At 65.5% G+C, this 15,948-nt stretch carries 13 protein-coding genes; 8 read left to right on the top strand and 5 right to left on the bottom strand.

Going from position 1 to position 15,948, the window contains the following annotated elements; all coding sequences use genetic code 11:
* Nucleotides 1–14: 14 nt before the first annotated feature.
* Nucleotides 15–911, top strand: a complete 897-nt coding sequence (locus tag XF30_RS25830) for an SIR2 family NAD-dependent protein deacylase (protein ID WP_109144234.1) — start codon at nt 15–17, stop codon at nt 909–911.
* On the opposite strand, the gene XF30_RS25825 is transcribed toward XF30_RS25830, so the two are convergent.
* Genes XF30_RS25825 through XF30_RS25815 form a run of 3 tightly spaced genes read right to left on the bottom strand, consistent with a single transcriptional unit; the run spans nt 908 to nt 4,409 of the window.
* A complete protein-coding gene (locus tag XF30_RS25825; protein WP_109144233.1) occupies nt 908–1,912 on the bottom strand; it encodes a patatin-like phospholipase family protein in 1,005 nt (334 codons plus the stop codon). The genes XF30_RS25830 and XF30_RS25825 overlap by 4 nt on opposite strands.
* A gap of 5 nt (nt 1,913–1,917) precedes the next feature.
* Nucleotides 1,918–4,155, bottom strand: a complete 2,238-nt coding sequence (gene glgX / locus XF30_RS25820; RefSeq protein WP_109144232.1) for a glycogen debranching protein GlgX — start codon at nt 4,153–4,155, stop codon at nt 1,918–1,920.
* 20 nt (nt 4,156–4,175) lie between these two features.
* The gene (locus XF30_RS25815; protein ID WP_036005232.1) at nt 4,176–4,409 is read right to left on the bottom strand and encodes a DUF3606 domain-containing protein; all 234 of its coding nucleotides are present in this window, start codon (nt 4,407–4,409) and stop codon (nt 4,176–4,178) included.
* Between the two features lie 171 nt (nt 4,410–4,580).
* Here XF30_RS25815 and treZ point away from each other — a divergent pair, with 171 nt between their 5' ends.
* Nucleotides 4,581–6,410 carry a malto-oligosyltrehalose trehalohydrolase gene (gene treZ, locus XF30_RS25810; RefSeq protein ID WP_244609019.1) on the top strand — a complete coding sequence of 610 codons (1,830 nt, stop codon included), beginning with the start codon at nt 4,581–4,583 and terminating at the stop codon, nt 6,408–6,410.
* Between the two features lie 27 nt (nt 6,411–6,437).
* Here the strand turns inward: treZ and XF30_RS25805 are convergent, their stop codons facing one another.
* The gene (locus tag XF30_RS25805) at nt 6,438–7,856 is read right to left on the bottom strand and encodes a cytosine permease (protein ID WP_057030087.1); all 1,419 of its coding nucleotides are present in this window, start codon (nt 7,854–7,856) and stop codon (nt 6,438–6,440) included.
* A 266-nt stretch (nt 7,857–8,122) separates the two neighbouring features.
* Entirely contained in the window at nt 8,123–8,617 is a 495-nt protein-coding gene (locus XF30_RS25800; protein WP_225114753.1) for a MarR family winged helix-turn-helix transcriptional regulator, read from the bottom strand.
* Nucleotides 8,618–8,777: 160 nt separating this feature from the next.
* Here XF30_RS25800 and XF30_RS25795 point away from each other — a divergent pair, with 160 nt between their 5' ends.
* The 6 genes from XF30_RS25795 to XF30_RS25770 form a co-directional block, all read left to right on the top strand.
* On the top strand, nt 8,778–10,055 hold the full coding sequence (locus tag XF30_RS25795; protein WP_109144230.1) for an amidohydrolase/deacetylase family metallohydrolase: 1,278 nt from the start codon (nt 8,778–8,780) through the stop codon (nt 10,053–10,055).
* A 9-nt stretch (nt 10,056–10,064) separates the two neighbouring features.
* Complete coding sequence (locus XF30_RS25790) at nt 10,065–12,458, top strand: xanthine dehydrogenase family protein molybdopterin-binding subunit (RefSeq protein WP_109144229.1); 2,394 nt, start codon at nt 10,065–10,067, stop codon at nt 12,456–12,458.
* Nucleotides 12,455–13,291, top strand: a complete 837-nt coding sequence (locus XF30_RS25785) for an FAD binding domain-containing protein (RefSeq protein ID WP_057029911.1) — start codon at nt 12,455–12,457, stop codon at nt 13,289–13,291. The genes XF30_RS25790 and XF30_RS25785 overlap by 4 nt, the downstream gene beginning before the upstream one ends.
* Nucleotides 13,288–14,484: a xanthine dehydrogenase family Fe-S subunit gene (locus tag XF30_RS25780; protein ID WP_109144228.1), complete on the top strand. Its 1,197-nt coding sequence runs from the start codon at nt 13,288–13,290 to the stop codon at nt 14,482–14,484. Before XF30_RS25785 ends, XF30_RS25780 begins: the two co-directional genes overlap by 4 nt.
* A 74-nt stretch (nt 14,485–14,558) precedes the next feature.
* Nucleotides 14,559–15,713: an ABC transporter substrate-binding protein gene (locus XF30_RS25775; protein ID WP_109144227.1), complete on the top strand. Its 1,155-nt coding sequence runs from the start codon at nt 14,559–14,561 to the stop codon at nt 15,711–15,713.
* A gap of 98 nt (nt 15,714–15,811) precedes the next feature.
* Nucleotides 15,812–15,948: ABC transporter permease subunit (locus XF30_RS25770; protein ID WP_502696168.1), on the top strand; the 137-nt coding region annotated here is incomplete at its 3' end.

The following is a 15,948-nucleotide window of genomic DNA, read 5'->3' as shown; positions in this document are numbered from 1 at the left end:
ATCATTCAAGGTTGATGGACCAACAAACCACGGGGCTCATATCGGAGGAGCGGCCGCCTCACGACATCCTGGCAGCGGCGATCGAGCGACGCCGCGCCGTCCTGTTCGTGGGCGCCGGTGTCTCGATGGCCGTCGGCCTGCCGTCCTGGCAGTCCCTGATCGATCATCTCCTTGACGATCTCGGCCTCGATCGCAACGTCATCGATGGAATGCATGGCGGCTATCAGATGCTCGCGGAATATTATCGGATCAAGCGCGGCGGGATCGGCCCGCTGCGCAGCTGGCTCGACCGCAATTGGCGTGTCGACCCCGAGAAGATCGCCGCTTCAGAGCTGCACCGGATGATCGTCGAGCTGGATTTTCCGGTCATCTACACCACCAATTACGACCGCAACCTGGAAACCGCGTTCGACGTGCTGAACAAGCCCTTTGCGAAGATCAGCAACGCGAAGGAGATCGCGAGCGCGCGTGCCGGTGTCACCCACATCATCAAGTTTCACGGCGACTTCGACGACGATGCTTCGCTGGTTCTGACCGAGACCGACTTTCTGAACCGGCTCGCCTTCAATTCCCCGCTCGATATCCGCTTTCGCGCCGATGCGCTGGGAAGCACGCTGCTTTTCGTCGGATACAGCATGTCCGATCCGAACATTCGGCTGTTGCTGCACCGGATCTGGCAGATCTGGGACGAGTCCGGGCACAGCCAGGACCGGCCGAGATCCTTCGTGTTCGTCGCGCAGCGCAATCCGGTGCAGGAGGCCGTGCTCGCGAACTGGGGCATTACCACCATCGCTCCGCCCGACGGGATGGCTGCCGATGACGGTCTCAGGCGGTTGCTGCGCGACATTCGCGAGCGGCGTGACGGCAGGACAGTGCCTAGCTCGTGTCCCGACACCGAGAGACATCGCTAGGGACGCCGCACGCTGCAGATCTCGTTCGAGGCTGGAGTGAGGCTTGCGGCATATTGCATGTCCAGAAAGCCGGCGCGCCAGCGCTGCGCCATGGCCGTCTCCGACAGGTCGAAGGATTTTTCCGGCCCGGCTTCCTCGCGGCCCGGGCGGTAGCTCAGGAGATAGACCTCGTCGTCGTAGTGGAGGTCCTGAAGCTCGGCGCGGAGCTGACGGGCCTCCAGCGCGTAGCCGAGGCGCTGGAAGGTCTGGTTGCCGAAGGTCAGGTCGCTCTTGCGCTCGGACGCGGCTTCGAGCCCATCGGGGACCTTGCCGTCGCGCGGAAACAGATCGATCACATAGAGACGGAGCGGGCCAGCAGTCTCCAGGATCGGATCGAACGGCGCGTTCAGCGAGAACCCGCCATCGACGAGCCAGCGGCCGGCGATCTGCACCGGAGCGAATTCGGGGAGAAAGCCGCAGCTGGCCAGGATATGGTCCATTTCGATCCGCTCCGACGCGGAGTCGAACAGCACGGCATCGCCGCTCTCGACGTCCGTGGCGCAGATCGTGATCCGCAGATCGCCGCCGTTCAGACGTCCGAAATCGATCAAGCGCTGCAGACGTTGACGGGTCGGGCCGAGATCGTAGAGGCCCCCGTAGTGAGAAGCCGGAATGGGGAGGCGGGGATGGAAGTAGCCCGAATGACCCAGCACGCGCGTACTGATCGAGCTCAGCCACGCAAACGCGTGGCGGCCCGCGTTCGGCACGTCGGCTGGACTGCTTAGTGCATGCCAATAGCTGCGCAGAGTCTGCAGCCGGTCGTCGCGCGCGCTCCCCGCGATCAGCGCGGCCGTGATGGCCCCGGCCGACGAACCCGTCACCCAGTCGATCGGCAGCCGAAGAGAGGTGAAGGCTTCAAACACACCGCCATGATAAGCACCGAGGCCGAGGCCGCCGGAGAATGCGACGGTCGTGAGAGGGCGCTCGGCTGCGGTTGTCCCGTGATCGCGAACGGACGGCAACGCGGCTACTCCGGCAGAGGCGTGTCGGCGATGTCCAGCAGCGCGCCGAGGCCTTGACGGAGGCGCCGCGTCGCGATGCTGTCGTTGGCAAGGCCGAACACCACGAGCGAGCGCGCGGTCACCGCGTAAGCATGCCCGAACTCGAACTCGGCCATCGGCGCGTCGGGCCGATTGGTGTCGATCAAGCCCAGCCAGCTGTGTCCTTCGGTGACCTCCGGCAGGGTGAAGTTCACGACGTCGTGGTGCGCGTTGTAGACCAGCAGCATGGTCGCATCCGAGCCGCGCCGCTTGATCCCGGTCTCCTGCGCGCGGCCGTCGAGCAGCATGCCGAAGCATTTGGCGTTGCCGTCCTGCCATTGCTCCGTCGTCATCTCCTCGCCGGACGGCGACAGCCAGGTGACATCCTTGACGTCGAGCTCCTCGTTGTGCGAGCCGACCAGGAAGCGGCTGCGATATAGGATCGGAAACGCCTTGCGGGTGGCGATCAGCTTGCGCACGAACTCGCGCAGGCTGCGGCCGTTCGCGGTGATGCCCATCCAATTGAGCCAGGTGGTCTCGTTGTCCTGGGCGTAAGCGTTGTTGTTGCCGTTCTGGGTGTGCCCGAACTCGTCGCCTGCGAGCAGCATCGGCGTGCCGTGGGACAGCAGCATCGTCGCCAGCAGATTCCGCTTCTGGCGCTCACGCAAGGCGGTGATCTCGGGGTCGTTGGTCGGCCCTTCGACGCCGCAATTCCAGGAATGGTTGTTGCTGTGACCGTCGCGATTGTCCTCGCCATTCGCCTCGTTGTGCTTGTCGTTGTAGGAGACGAGATCGTTGAGGTTGAAGCCGTCATGCGCGGTAACGAAATTGACGCTGGCCCAGGGCCGGCGTCCGCGCTTGTTGAAGAGGTCGCCGGAGCCCGAGACGCGCTTGGCGAAGTCGGCCAGCGTGCCCGGATCGCCCTTCCAGAAGGCCCGCACCGTGTCCCTGAACTTGTCGTTCCACTCGGCCCAGCCCGGCGGGAACTGACCGACCTGGTAGCCACCGGGTCCGATGTCCCAGGGTTCTGCGATCAGCTTGACGCTGGAGAGCACGGGATCCTGGCGGCAGGCGTCGAGGAAGCCGCCGCCTTCATCGAAGCCATAGGGTTCGCGCGCCAGGATGGTGGCGAGATCGAAACGGAAGCCGTCAACCCGCATCTCGGTCGCCCAGTAGCGCAAGGAATCGGCGACGAGTTGCAGCACACGCTGATGCGAAAGATTGACGGTGTTTCCGGTGCCGGTGTCATTGATGTAGTAGCGCTTCTCGTCCGGCAGCAGGCGGTAATAGCTGGCATTGTCGATTCCCTTGAACGACAGGGTCGGGCCGAGCTCGTTGCCTTCGGCGGTGTGATTGTAGACGACGTCGAGAATGACCTCGATGCCATGGGCGTGAAACTGGTTGACCATGGCCTTGAATTCGTTGGCCGACGTCGCCTTCAGGTAACGCGGCTCCGGCGCGAAGAAGGCAATGGAGTTGTAGCCCCAGTAATTGCGCAGGCCTTTCTCGACCAGATAGCTGTCGTCGACGAAGGCATGGATCGGCAATAGCTCGGCGCTGGTGATGCCGAGCGAGCGCAAGTAGGCCGGGATTTCCGAATGTGCGAGCCCCGAGAACGTGCCGCGATCGGCTTCCGGCACCAGCGGATGCAGCTGGGTGAAGCCTTTGACGTGCATCTCGTAGACGATCGTGCGCTCCCACGGTACTTCCGGCTTGCGCGCCACGCCCCAGGTAAAGGCGGGATCGATGACGCGGCATTTCTGCATCAAGGGCGCGCTGTCGCGTTCATCATAGGACAGGTCCTTGTCGGCGTGATCCAGCCGGTAGCCGAACAGCTCCGGCCCCCAGCGGAGCTGGCCGACCAGCTGCCTGGCGTAGGGATCGAGCACGAGCTTGTTGGGATTGAAGCGGTGGCCGGCGTCGGGTTGGTAAGGACCATGGACGCGATAGCCGTAGACGGTCCCGGGACGGGCGGAGGGCAGATAGCCGTGCCAGACCTCGTCGGTATATTCGGGCAGCTCGATGCGCTCGAGCTCGGCTTCGCCGGTATCGTCGAACAGGCAGAGCTCGACCTTGGTGGCGTGGGCGGAGAACAGCGCGAAATTGACGCCGAGGCCATCCCAGGTGGCGCCGAGCGGGAAAGGTCTGCCTTCGGTGATCCGGGTGCGGCGCAGGCGTGAGGCCGTCCGCGTCAGGGCCTCGTCTGAATGTGCTGGCTGGTCCATCTCTGCCCCCGAGTTGCCCGTCAGGATGTCGGCGCAGTCGCGGCGGTGGGCTCCACGTCGGCCGGCTTGGACGGCGCGTTGGCTTTTTGCAGAGCCGCCTCCTTGCTGATGGCCGGAATGGAGTTGCCGATCCGCCCGACGATCGCGATCAGCTCAGCGTCCGAAAGTCCGAGCCGTTTCTTGACGAGGCGCACCTGGGCGCGGTCGGTCAGGTCGAGCTTGTTGCGGATCAGTTGCGGCTTCGGGCGGCGCATGGCCACGGCTCCTATCTGGGGTGGTAACCGTCGCGCTGCTGATTCCGTTCCCGTTGCGCTGCAAATGTCCGGCGTCGGCGCCGTGGAGGAACGAACGCACACGGCTCCGCTTTGTCGCCCCGACGCGCGCAATTGCATGCCGAGGTGGGCATGCCGCGAAAGGGGATGGGCTTGAGTCAAAGACTGGGAACGGCCGAGCAAGGTCGGCGCCATGGTCCTCAGATCGTCGATCATGGGGTCTCGTTCAACCTGTGGGCGCCGACGGCGCGATCGGTCGAGCTGTTCGAAATCGGCCAGCCGCCACGCAAGATGCCGCGCGATGCGGACGGCTGGTATCAGCTATTGAGCCAAACTGCGCGCGCCGGCACGCGCTATCAGTTCAGGATCAACCAAGACCGCGTCGTGCCCGATCCCGCCTCGTGCTTCCAGCCGGACGACGTCGGCGCGCCGAGCGAGGTGGTCGACATGGCCGCGTTGCGGGACCCGGTGCTCTATCCGGGCCGTCCCTGGGCGGAAGCCGTGATCTACGAGCTACATGTCGGCACGTTCAGCGAGGAGGGGACCTATGCCGGCGTCGAGAAGAAGCTGCCTTATCTTCGCGATCTCGGCATCACCGCCATCGAGCTGATGCCGCTCAACGACGTCCCCGGGCGGCACAATTGGGGCTATGACGGCGTGCTCCTGAACGCGCCGAATGCCCGCTATGGCCGGCCGGAGGATCTCAAGCGGCTGCTGCGCGCGGCGCATGCCCTTGACCTCATGGTCTATCTCGACGTCGTCTATAACCATTTCGGGCCGCAGCTGAACTATCTGCATCTCTATGCGGAGAACTTCTTCAACCCGCGCCACACCACCGGGTGGGGGCCCGCCGTCAACCTCGAAGGAGCCGACGGCGCGTTCGTGCGCGGGTTTCTGATCGAGAATGCCCTGATGTGGCTGCGCGATTATGGGTTCGACGGCCTGCGCTTCGATGCCGTTCATGCGCTGAAGGACGACTCGAAACGTCATTTCCTGGTCGAGCTCGCCGAGACCCTGCGCAGCCAGCTGGCGGGCCGGCGCATCCATCTGATGCTGGAGAACGAGGCCAATCAGGCGCACCTGCTCGCGCGTTCGCAGGGACGAGCGACGTACTACGATGCGCAATGGGGCGACGATTTCCACAACGCGCTTCACGTCCTGCTCACGGGCGAGGACGAAGGTTATTACCGGGCGTTTGCGGATAAGCCGCTCGAGCATTTGGCGCGATCCCTGACCGAGGGCTTTGCCTATCAGGGCGAGGTGTTTCCCCTGCACGAGGCGCCGCGCGGCGAGCCGAGTGCTCATCTGCCGCCCGAAGCGACCATCTTCTTCGCCCAGAACCACGACCAGGTCGGCAACCGCGCCTTCGGGGAGCGGCTGTCGCGGTTGGTCGGTCCGGACAAGCTGGAGCTGGCCCTCGCACTGGTTCTGCTCAGCCCGCATATTCCAATGCTGTTCATGGGCGAGGAAGCGGCAGCCGAAACGCCCTTCCTGTTCTTCGCCGACTGGACGGGCGAAGCCGCCGAACTGACACGGGAAGGCCGCCGCAAGGAGTTTTCGCACTTCAAGGCGTTCGCGACCCCCGAAACGCGCGCCGGAATCCCGGACCCCTGCGACGAAAGAACCTTCCGCGCCTCCAAGCTGGACTGGACCAGCATCGAGCAATCGCCTTCCGGCACCAGGTTCCGAGCACTGACGACGCAGTTGTTGACGATCCGGCGCGAGAAGATCGTGCCGCTGATCAAACGCGGGTTCGTTTCGGCGCAGCGACAATTGCTCGGCGCGGATCCCAGCATGGGCGGCGTGGATGTGCGCTGGCAGACCGAGCAGGGCGACGTTCTGCAGATCGTCGCCAATTTCGCCGACCTCGAACTGCCGATGCCCTCGCTGGTCGACGGCGAGAGCCTGTGGCGATTGCACTCTCATGACGCCGGAGCACTTGGGCCCGGCGACATGATCGTGAGGCTTGGCCGCAAGCGCTGACGACAGACGAGGTTCAGCGCTCTCAGGCTAGCTGCCGGCACGGCTCGCGACGGCCGGTGTGGGCGAGGTCGCGAACTTGCCGAGCCCAAGGTAGACGAGGCCCGCCACGCCGATTCCGAACAGCCAGCTCAGATCGGCACCGCCGAGCAGATAGATCGAGATCGGCCCCTGCAGCGCGCTGACGAGGCCGTCCTGCACCAGCCATCCGGCAACGAGGCCGGCGAAGAACGCGATCATGCCGGCCCAGTTGATGTCGCCATAGGCGCTGCTCTCCGGCGAGCGATAGAGCTCGGCCACCTCGATCTTGCCTTTGCGCTTGATGTAGAAGTCGGCGAGCACCACGCCGGCCCACGGGCTCATCCACAACAGCAGGCTGATCATCCAATGGTCGAACGCCTTCGCGAAGGACGGCGCGAAGATGAAGTAGAGGGTGACCAGATAGCCGGCGACGCCGACGATGACGGTGAGCCAGAAGCGCGAGAGTTTCAGCCCCGCGCTTAAGGCGGCCAGCGCCGCCGAATAGACGTTGAGGATGTTGGTAGCGATCGGGCCGTGCAGCACCATCAGGAGGACAAGGATGCTGACGGGACCGCCGAACACCGCGCTGACCATCTTGGCGGGATCCGTGTCCAGCGTCGTCGAGGCAATGGTCGCGCCGAGAATGCCGAGCCAGACCGTCGGCACGAACATACCGACATAGCTGTACCAGAACACGGCTTTCGACGGCGTGGAGCGCGGCACGAAGCGCGAATAGTCGGAGGCCCAGGTGACCCAGGAAATGCCCCAGCCGACGCCGATTGCGGTCATCAGCATCGTCAGCATCGCCAGATGCGCGCCGGGCGGCAGCGAGGTGGTCAGGTTCCAGTTGACGACGCCGGGCCGCGTCCAGGCCAGCACGCTCATCAGCACCATGATGGCGATGGTCGGCGGCACCGTGTACTTCTCGAAGGTGCGGATCGCGTAGAAGCCGTAGACGCCGATCATCACCTGCACCGCCATCACCAGCGTGATGACGATCATCTCGACCAGCCAGGTGTCGGGCACGCCGAACTGGCCGAGGATGCCCATCGAGACCTTGACCGGGAAATAGGTGTTCACGCCGATCCAGCCCAGCGTCATCAGGAACATCAGGATGCTCGGCAGGTAGGCGCCGCGGACGCCGAAGGCGGACCGGCTCAGCACCATCTGGTTGACGCCGGTCTTGTGTCCCATCACCGTGAAGGTCGCGAAGATCGCGCAGCCCACGATGTTGCCGAGCACGATGACCGCGATTGTCTCCATCAGGCCGAGCTTGAGGATGATGCCGAGCGCGCCGAGCGCCCAGTTCACCGGCGCGATGTTGGCGCCGGCCCAGATCCACATCTGCTGCGGCCCGCTGGAGTCCCGGTCCGCGTCAGGAATTGGCTCGATGCTGTGAATATCAGCGCGAAGTTCGGAATCCGTCATGGCATCCCCCAATACGAAGCACGCTTCGCATCATCGCAGCATAAATCGTGCCATGGGTTGCGGAGCGGCCGGGCCGGGCGCGTTTCGATGCCGGACGCAGCGAGGCTCGCCTCGGATGCGACTGCGTTTTTAAGCGCCGGCCATGCCGACGCGCCGGCCTGCCGCAGCACACCGGACCCGCCGCCGGTTGACGGCGATCGATGCACGGCCGGGCAGCGGTACGATGATAAATTAAGCAGCCCAACTCAAAAGCGCAGCACTCGCCTCTAGTCGAATAGGGCAGCGGCGCTGTCGCGACTGGGATGGCCGGCCACGATGCGCTGCATCATCTCGATGAAGAGCGCCTGTTCCCGCTGGCTCAAATCGCCGAGCGTTGCGCGATGCGCCCGCCGTGCCGCGCCCTCGATTTTAACCAGCAGCGCGGCGCCGGCCGGCGTCAGGCGGCACAATCGCGCGCGCCGATCGTCCTTGTTCACCGCGCGCTCGACAAGGTTGCGCGCCGCGAGACGCTTCAACGCACCGGTCGTCGTAGTGCGATCGAGCGCGATATCGGCCGCCAAAGTGGTCTGATCGGCGGTTTCTCGCACCGCCAGCGCCGAGAGCAGGCTGTATTGCAGCGGCGTGACCTCGAATTCGCCGCAGGCTTCCTGAAACAGCGCGACGTGAATCTGGTGCAGCCGGCGGATCAGATAGCCGGGCCGTTCCGACAAGGGCCAGGGGCGGTGCCGCGTCCCGCCGCGACGTGTCTTCGCTTGCCGCAATGCACACACTCCCAAGCCGAAACCCTGCCGCGCTTAGCTCGATTCGAGTGCGCCTGCCACATCGGGATCATGGCACGATGCTTGCTTTTGTCAAAATGCGAAGCATGCTTCGTAATTCGAGGGACGAAGCCGTCGCCCCTCGCAAGAAGAGGAGAGCGCCATGTCCGTCACTGCCAGCTTCGATCTTCTGCTCCGGGGTGGCCGCGTGATCTGTCCGGCCTCCGGCGTCGATGGCCTCAAGGACGTCGCCATCCGCAATGGCAAGATCGCGGCGGTCGCATCTGACATTCTGCCGACCAGCGCGAAGGAGGTCGTCGATGTCAGCGGCAAGCTCGTGCTGCCCGGGCTGATCGACACCCACGCGCACGTCTATCAGTATGTCTCCGGCCGTTTCGGCATGAACCCCGACATGGTCGGCGTGCAGTCCGGCGTGACGTCGCTGGTCGACCAGGGCGGTCCGTCCTGCATGACGCTGCCGGGTTTCCGCCATTTCATCGCGGAAGCCTCGGCCTCGCGCGTCTATGCGTTTATCTCCGCCTATCTCGTCGGCGGCCTCGAGGGCCATTTCTATCCGCAGCTCTACAGCCCCGACGGCGTCGACATCGATGCGACCGTCAAGGCGGCAACCGCCAACCTCGATCTCGTGCGCGGCATCAAGGCTCACGCGGAGATCGGCGGCTTCGCGCGCTGGGGCATTCGCGTCATCGAGATGGCGGCCGAGATCGGCAAGCGCGCCGACCTGCCGGTCTATGTGCATTTCGGCCAACTCTGGGGCCTGCCCGAGAGCGGCGCCAATGGCGAGGATGCCGACACCATCCTCACCCGCGTGATCCCGCTCTTGCGCGAGGGCGACATCCTCGCTCATCCCTTCACGCGCCATCCCGGCGGTTTCGTCAATCGCGAGGGCGAGGTGCATCCGGTGATCCAGGCCGCGCTCGACCGCGGCCTCAAGGTCGATGTCGGCCACGGCAGCCATTTCTCCTATCGGCTCGCGAAGAAGGCGATCGCCGCCGGAATCATTCCGACCACGCTCGGCGCCGACATCCACGGCTACAACACCCATGTGCCCGCGCCGGCCGGAACGCCCGACCAGCACGAGGACGATGAGAACCATCCCTTCGCGGGACAAGCCAAGTTCAGCCTGGTCCAGGCGATGAGCTCGATGATGGCGCTGGGCCTGTCGCTGGAGCAGGTGGTGCCGATGGTCACCTCCAATCCCGCAAAAATGCTTGGTCGCAGCCACGAGATCGGTGCGCTCAAGAGCGGCATGGACGCCGACGTCTCCGTGCTCACGGAGAGAAACGGCCGCTTCGTCCTGAAGGACAACGAGGACAACGAGGTGATTGCCGAGCGCCTGCTGCAGCCAGCCTTCTGCCTGCGCGCCGGCACCCGCTTCGACGCGGTCGCGCCGATCCTGCCGCAGGCCGTCGCGGCATAAGGCCGGGCGGTGAAGGAGAACGCGAAGTTGCGCAGCGAGCGAGAATTTCCGGACGGAAAGACGGGGCAGGGCGTTGGCGCGCGGCTCCCGCGCAAGGAAGACGACCGCCTGATGCGCGGCCGCGGCCAATATGTCGGCGACGTCAGGCTCGCCGGCCTTCAGGACGTCGCCTTCGTGCGCAGCCCGCTGGCGCATGCGCGCATCCGCGGCATCCATGTGCCCGAACGCCATCGCGGCAGCGTGTTCACGGCGACCGATCTCGTCGGCATCAAGCCGATCCGTGCGGTGTCGGGCCTGCCGGGCTTCAAGATCTCGGAGCAGCCGGTGCTCGCCACCGGCAAGGTGCGCCAGGTCGGTGAGCTCGTCGCGATGTGCCTCGCGCCGACCCGCGCCGAGGCCGAGGACATCGCGGCCTCCGTGACGCTCGATCTGGAGGAGCTGCCGGCGATCCATGACATGCTGAAGGCGCGCGAGCCCGGCTCGGCGCTGGTGCACGAGCATTGGGGCGACAACGTCTTCCTGGAGACCAATTACGAGGTCGACATCTCCACAGCGCTCGATGCGCCGATCAAGGTGACGCGCGAGATCTCGACGGCGCGGCAATGCATGTCGCCGCTGGAAGGCCGCGGCGTGGTCGCGACCTTCGACAAGAGGCTCGATCAGCTCACGCTGCATTCGGCGGCGCAGATGCCGCACATCACGCGCAGCGGCCTCGCCGAATGCCTCGACATGGAGGAGGGGCAGATCCGCGTCATCTCGCCCGACGTCGGCGGTGGTTTCGGTCACAAGGGAATTTTGCTGCCCGAAGAGGTCTGCCTGTCCTGGCTGACGATGCGCTGCGGCCATCCCGTCCGCTGGCTCGAAGACCGCCGCGAGCATCTCGTCGCCAGCTCCAATTGCCGCGAACATCATTACAAAATCACGGTCTATGCTGACCGTGACGGCACGCTGCGCGGCATCGATTGCGAAGCGACGGTGGATTCCGGCGCCTACTCGTCCTATCCGTTCTCCGCGTGTCTCGAAGCCGCGCAGGTCGCCAGCATCCTGCCCGGTCCCTACAAGATGCCGGCCTATCGCTGCCGCACCTTCTCGGTCGCCACCAACAAATGCCCGATCCTGCCCTATCGCGGCGTCGCGCGCACCGGCGTCTGCTTTGCGCTGGAATTGATGCTCGACCTCGTGGCGGCGGAGGCCGGCCTAGAGCCCGGCGAGGTGCGGCTGCGCAATCTGGTGCGCCCTGAACAGATGCCGTTCGACAACATCACCAAGAAGCATTTCGACAGCGGCGATTATCCGGAAGCGATGCGCCGCGCGCTCGCGGCCATCGACATCGACGCCATCCGCGCCAGGCAAAAGCAGGGCGAGGCCGACGGCCGCCGCATCGGCGTCGGCATCTCCATCTATTGCGAGCAGGCCGCGCACGGCACCTCGGTCTATTCCGGCTGGGGCATCCCGATGGTGCCGGGCCATGAGCAGGCCTCGGCGCGCCTGACGCCGGACGGTGGCCTTGAACTGCGCGTCGGCGTGCACTCGCACGGGCAGGGCATGGAGACGACGCTCGCCCAGGTCGCGCACGAAATCCTCGGCGTGGATGTCGCAAACATCCGCATCGTCCTCGGCGACACCGCGATGACGCCCTATTCGACCGGCACCTGGGGCTCGCGCTCGATGGTGATGGCGGGTGGTGCGGTCGCGACGGCCTGCCGCGAACTCGGCGAACGTGCGCGCCGCATCGGCGCGAAACTCTTGCAGCACGATCCGGCCTCGGTGGTGTTGCAGAATGGCGAGGTGCGCGGCGTCAACGGCAGCGTCAGCCTGAAGGCGATCGCCCACACCTGGTACCGCCGCCCGCAGGATTTGCCGCCAGACGTCGATCCCGGCGGGCTCGAGGTCACCCAAGGCTATAAGCCCGTGCGCGACAGCGGCACCTTCAGCTATGCCGCGCATGCAGCCGTGGTCGCGGTCGATCCTGATATCGGCGAGGTCGAGATCCTCGACTATGTGATCGTCGAGGACGGCGGCGTGCTGGTCAATCCGCTCGTCGTCGACGGCCAGATCTATGGCGGCCTCGCGCAAGGCATCGGCACCGCGCTCTACGAGGAAATGCCGTTCGACGCCTCCGGCCAGCCGCTGGCGACGACGCTCGCCGACTACCTGCTGCCCGGTCCGACCGAGGTCCCGGCCGCGCGCCTCGATCACATGGAGACGCCGTCGCCCTATACGCAATTCGGGGTGAAAGGCATCGGCGAGGGCGGGGCCATCGCACCGCCCGCCGCGATCGCCAATGCCGTCAACGACGCGCTGCGCCCGCTCGGCGTCGAGCTGATGCAGTCGCCGATCACGCCGCATCGCATCGTCGCGGCGGTGCTGGCCGCGCGCGCGGCTGAGAGGAGCGCGGCATGAAACCGGCGCCCTTTGCTTACGAGCGCCCGCGCGATCTCGATGCGGCTCTCTCGATGCTGGCCGCAAGCGGCGGATCGGCGAAGATCATCGCCGGCGGCCAATCGCTCGGCCCGATGCTCAATCTGCGGCTGGTGCAGCCGGAACTGATTATTGACATTTCCGGCCTTGCCGAGCTCAAGCGCGCAGAGGTCTCCGGCGACGAGCTCGTGCTGGGCGCCCTCGTCACCCATGCCGATATCGAGGACGGCCGCACGGCCGACGTGACCCGCGGCGCCATGCGGGCTGTCGCTGCCAACATCGCCTATCGCGCGGTCCGCAATCGCGGCACGATCGGCGGCTCGCTCAGCCATGCCGATCCCGCCGCGGACTGGATTTCGGCGCTGGCGGCCCTGGGTGCGCGCGTGACATTGCGCAGTCTTGCCGGTGTGCGATCGATGGCGGTCGAAGCGTTTGTGGTCGGTGCGCTGGAATCTGCGCTGCATGCCGGCGAGATCGTCGAGGCGGTCCACGTGCCGGCGCGATCGGCGACTGCGCATTGGGGTTATGCCAAGAGCTGCCGCAAGACCGGCGAATTCGCCCATGCCATCGGTGCGATATTGGTCGATCCCGCTGCCGCCTCGGCGCGTATCGTGATCGGTGCCATCGATACGACGCCGATCGTCATCACCGATGCCGCCGAGCTGTTCGGCGGCCGGATTGCCGCCGACTACAAGCAGCGCTTCGATGTCCGTGCCGCCGATGCCCTGCTCGCAAGCGCCGGCATCGACGATGCCGCGCAGCGCCACATCCATGTCAGCGTGCTGAAGCGCGCCGTTCTGGAGGCCGCGGCATGACCACGATCGCGCTTCAGGTCAATCGCCGCGCGGTGGAGCTGCACGCCGAGCCGCGCACCAGCCTTGCCGATTTCGTCCGCGACAGGCTCGATCTCACCGGCACGCATCTCGGCTGCGAGCATGGGGTCTGCGGCGCCTGCACTGTGCTGCTCGACGGCGTGCCGGCGCGCTCCTGCATCACCTATGCGGCGGCCTGCGAGGGCGCCGATGTCACCACGATCGAAGGCCTCGATGAGGACGAGATCACGACCGAGCTGCGCGCTGCCTTCACCCGCGAGCATGCCCTGCAATGCGGCTATTGCACGCCCGGCATGCTGGTCTCGGCGCGCGACCTGGTGCTGCGTCTGCCCGACACCGACGAGCGCCAGATTCGCATTGGCCTCAGCGGCAATCTCTGCCGCTGCACCGGCTATGTCGGCATTGTGCGCGCGGTGCAGTCCGTGATCGAGGCAAGGCGCGCGCGCAACGTCGCGCCGATGGCGGATGGGGGTCGGACCGTCCTTGGTCCTGCCGGCTCGGGGCGAGCGGCAACCGCCCGGAACGAGTTGCGGCCTGCGCGGCACGCGCCAGCTCCGGCACTGGAAAGTGCCACCCCAAGCAGCATCCCCGACTTCACGCCGGCAACCGTGCTCGATCAGCGCTTCACGTTGCCGTATCCGCCGGCAAAGGTGTTCGCGATGTTCGAGGACATCGCAGGCATCGCCGCCTGCCTCCCTGGCGTATCGCTGTCGTCGACGCCAAAGCCGGAGCGCGTCGAAGGATCGATCCGCGTCAGGCTCGGTCCGATCGCAGCAAGCTTCGAGGGGGCCGCGCGCGTCGAGCGGGATCCCGCGACACTCTCGGGGCGCATCGTCGGCATCGGCACCGACCAGCGCAGCCATTCCGCGACGCAGGGCGAGATCCGTTACCGCCTGCTGCCACTGGAAAGCGGTGCGGCGACCGCGGTCGAACTGTCGATCGGCTACACGCTAACGGGAATGCTGGCGCAGTTCGGTCGTCCCGGCCTGGTGCGAGACCTTGCAAAACGTCTCGTTGCGGAGTTCGCCGCCAATCTCGACCGCCATATGTCCGGCGCCTCGTCGGGGCAGGCGGCTCCGGCGGAGCTCAGCTTCTGGTCGATTGCATCGGACATCCTGCGAGCCCGGCTCGCGCGACTATTTCGCCGCGCCTTTGGAAGAGGTGACGCGGAATGATCGGCGCGCCGGCGCCGCGGAGTGACGAAGCCTGGACTGCCCTGACATCAACAGCGTGGGATTTGGAGAGACACATGACACGACCACTCGGACTGGTTCCGGCTATCGCGTTGGCGACGGCCTTGTTCGGCGGCGCCGCGGGGGCGCAGACCATCAAGATCGGCGTCAACGAGCCGCTCACCGGCGCGTTCGCGGCGTCCGGCACTTACGTCGTCAACGGTGCCAAGATCGCCGCCGACGAGATCAACGCCAAGGGCGGCATCCTCGGCAAGAAGATCGAGCTCGTCATCGAGGACAACAAGAGCAACCCGACGGAGGCCGCCGCCGTCGCCGAGAAGCTCATCACAAGCGACAAGGTGCCGGTCCTGATGGGCGCCTGGGGCTCGAGCCTGACGCTCGCGGTGATGCCGAAGCTGATGGAATACGAGACGCCGATGGTGGTGGAGACCTCGTCCTCCGGCAAGATCACGACGACGGGCAATCCCTTCATCTTCCGCATCTCGCCGCCCTCCGCGATCGAGGCGGCCGCGTTCAAGAACATCGTCGACAAGCTCGCGCTCAAGAAGGTCGACTTTCTCGTCATCAACAACGACTGGGGCCGCGGCACCGCCGAGGATTTCAGCAAGATGATGAAGGAGAAGGGCATCGGCATCGGCCTGGTCGAGACCATGGACCAGGGCGCGCAGGACATGAGCGCGCAGCTCTCCAAGATCAAGAGCTCGGACTCTGAGACCGTCATCGTCACCACCGCCGTCGACCAGCTCACGCTGATCTTCAAGCAGGCCGCCGCGCTCGGCCTGAAGAAGCGCGTCATCACCACCGGCGGCTCGCAGAACCCGGATCAGATCATCGCGCAAGCCGGAGCGGCCGCCAACGGCACCATGCATCTGACCACCTTCCTGCCCTGGTTCCCGGACAAGACGCCGAACCCGGAAGCCACCAACTATTTCATCGCGGAATGGAAGAAGCGCGGCTTCGACTTCGCCGGCTGCACCGAGAGTTTCCGTGGCTATGACGGCATCCGCACCGTCGCCGCCGCGATCGAGAAGGCCGGCAAGGCTGAGCCTGCCGCGATCAAGGCGGCGCTCTGGAACATCAACATCAAGGGGCTGAACGGCGACATCGTGTTCCGCAAGTCGGGCCCCGAGGGCAAGGAAAGCGGTCAGAGCCAGCCGAATGTCTATCTCATCGAGATCGCCGACGGCAAGATCGAGATGAAGACGCTCTGACGCGCTTGTTCGCAGGCGAGGGCGGTACGTCACCGCTCTCGCCGAATACGGACTAATCGGGAACAATCTTGAGCGAATTCCTCCAGCATTTGATCAACATGCTCGTGCTCGGCGGCACCTATGCGCTGCTGGGTATCGGGCTGACCTTGATCTTCGGCATCATGAACGTCGTGAACTTCACGCATGGCGTGCTCTACACGTTCGGCGCCTACATCATGTTCATCGTGGTGCAGCA

Origin of the sequence: Bradyrhizobium sp. SUTN9-2 (genome assembly GCF_003122645.1) — a bacterium.
Lineage (GTDB): Bacteria > Pseudomonadota > Alphaproteobacteria > Rhizobiales > Xanthobacteraceae > Bradyrhizobium > Bradyrhizobium yuanmingense.
Note: the sequence above shows the minus strand (reverse complement) of the source record. Positions and strands in the feature narration are given on the sequence as shown.

Excerpts from the sequence above, each read along its gene's own strand:
- XF30_RS25805 (WP_057030087.1), bottom strand. The coding sequence starts at position 7,856 with ATGACGGATTCCGAACTTCGCGCTGATATTCACAGCATCGAGCCAATT.
- XF30_RS25785 (WP_057029911.1), top strand. The coding sequence starts at position 12,455 with ATGAAACCGGCGCCCTTTGCTTACGAGCGCCCGCGCGATCTCGATGCG.
- XF30_RS25780 (WP_109144228.1), top strand. The coding sequence starts at position 13,288 with ATGACCACGATCGCGCTTCAGGTCAATCGCCGCGCGGTGGAGCTGCAC.
- glgX (WP_109144232.1), bottom strand. The coding sequence starts at position 4,155 with ATGGACCAGCCAGCACATTCAGACGAGGCCCTGACGCGGACGGCCTCA.
- XF30_RS25830 (WP_109144234.1), top strand. The coding sequence starts at position 15 with ATGGACCAACAAACCACGGGGCTCATATCGGAGGAGCGGCCGCCTCAC.
- XF30_RS25815 (WP_036005232.1), bottom strand. The coding sequence starts at position 4,409 with ATGCGCCGCCCGAAGCCGCAACTGATCCGCAACAAGCTCGACCTGACC.
- XF30_RS25795 (WP_109144230.1), top strand. The coding sequence starts at position 8,778 with ATGTCCGTCACTGCCAGCTTCGATCTTCTGCTCCGGGGTGGCCGCGTG.
- XF30_RS25775 (WP_109144227.1), top strand. The coding sequence starts at position 14,559 with ATGACACGACCACTCGGACTGGTTCCGGCTATCGCGTTGGCGACGGCC.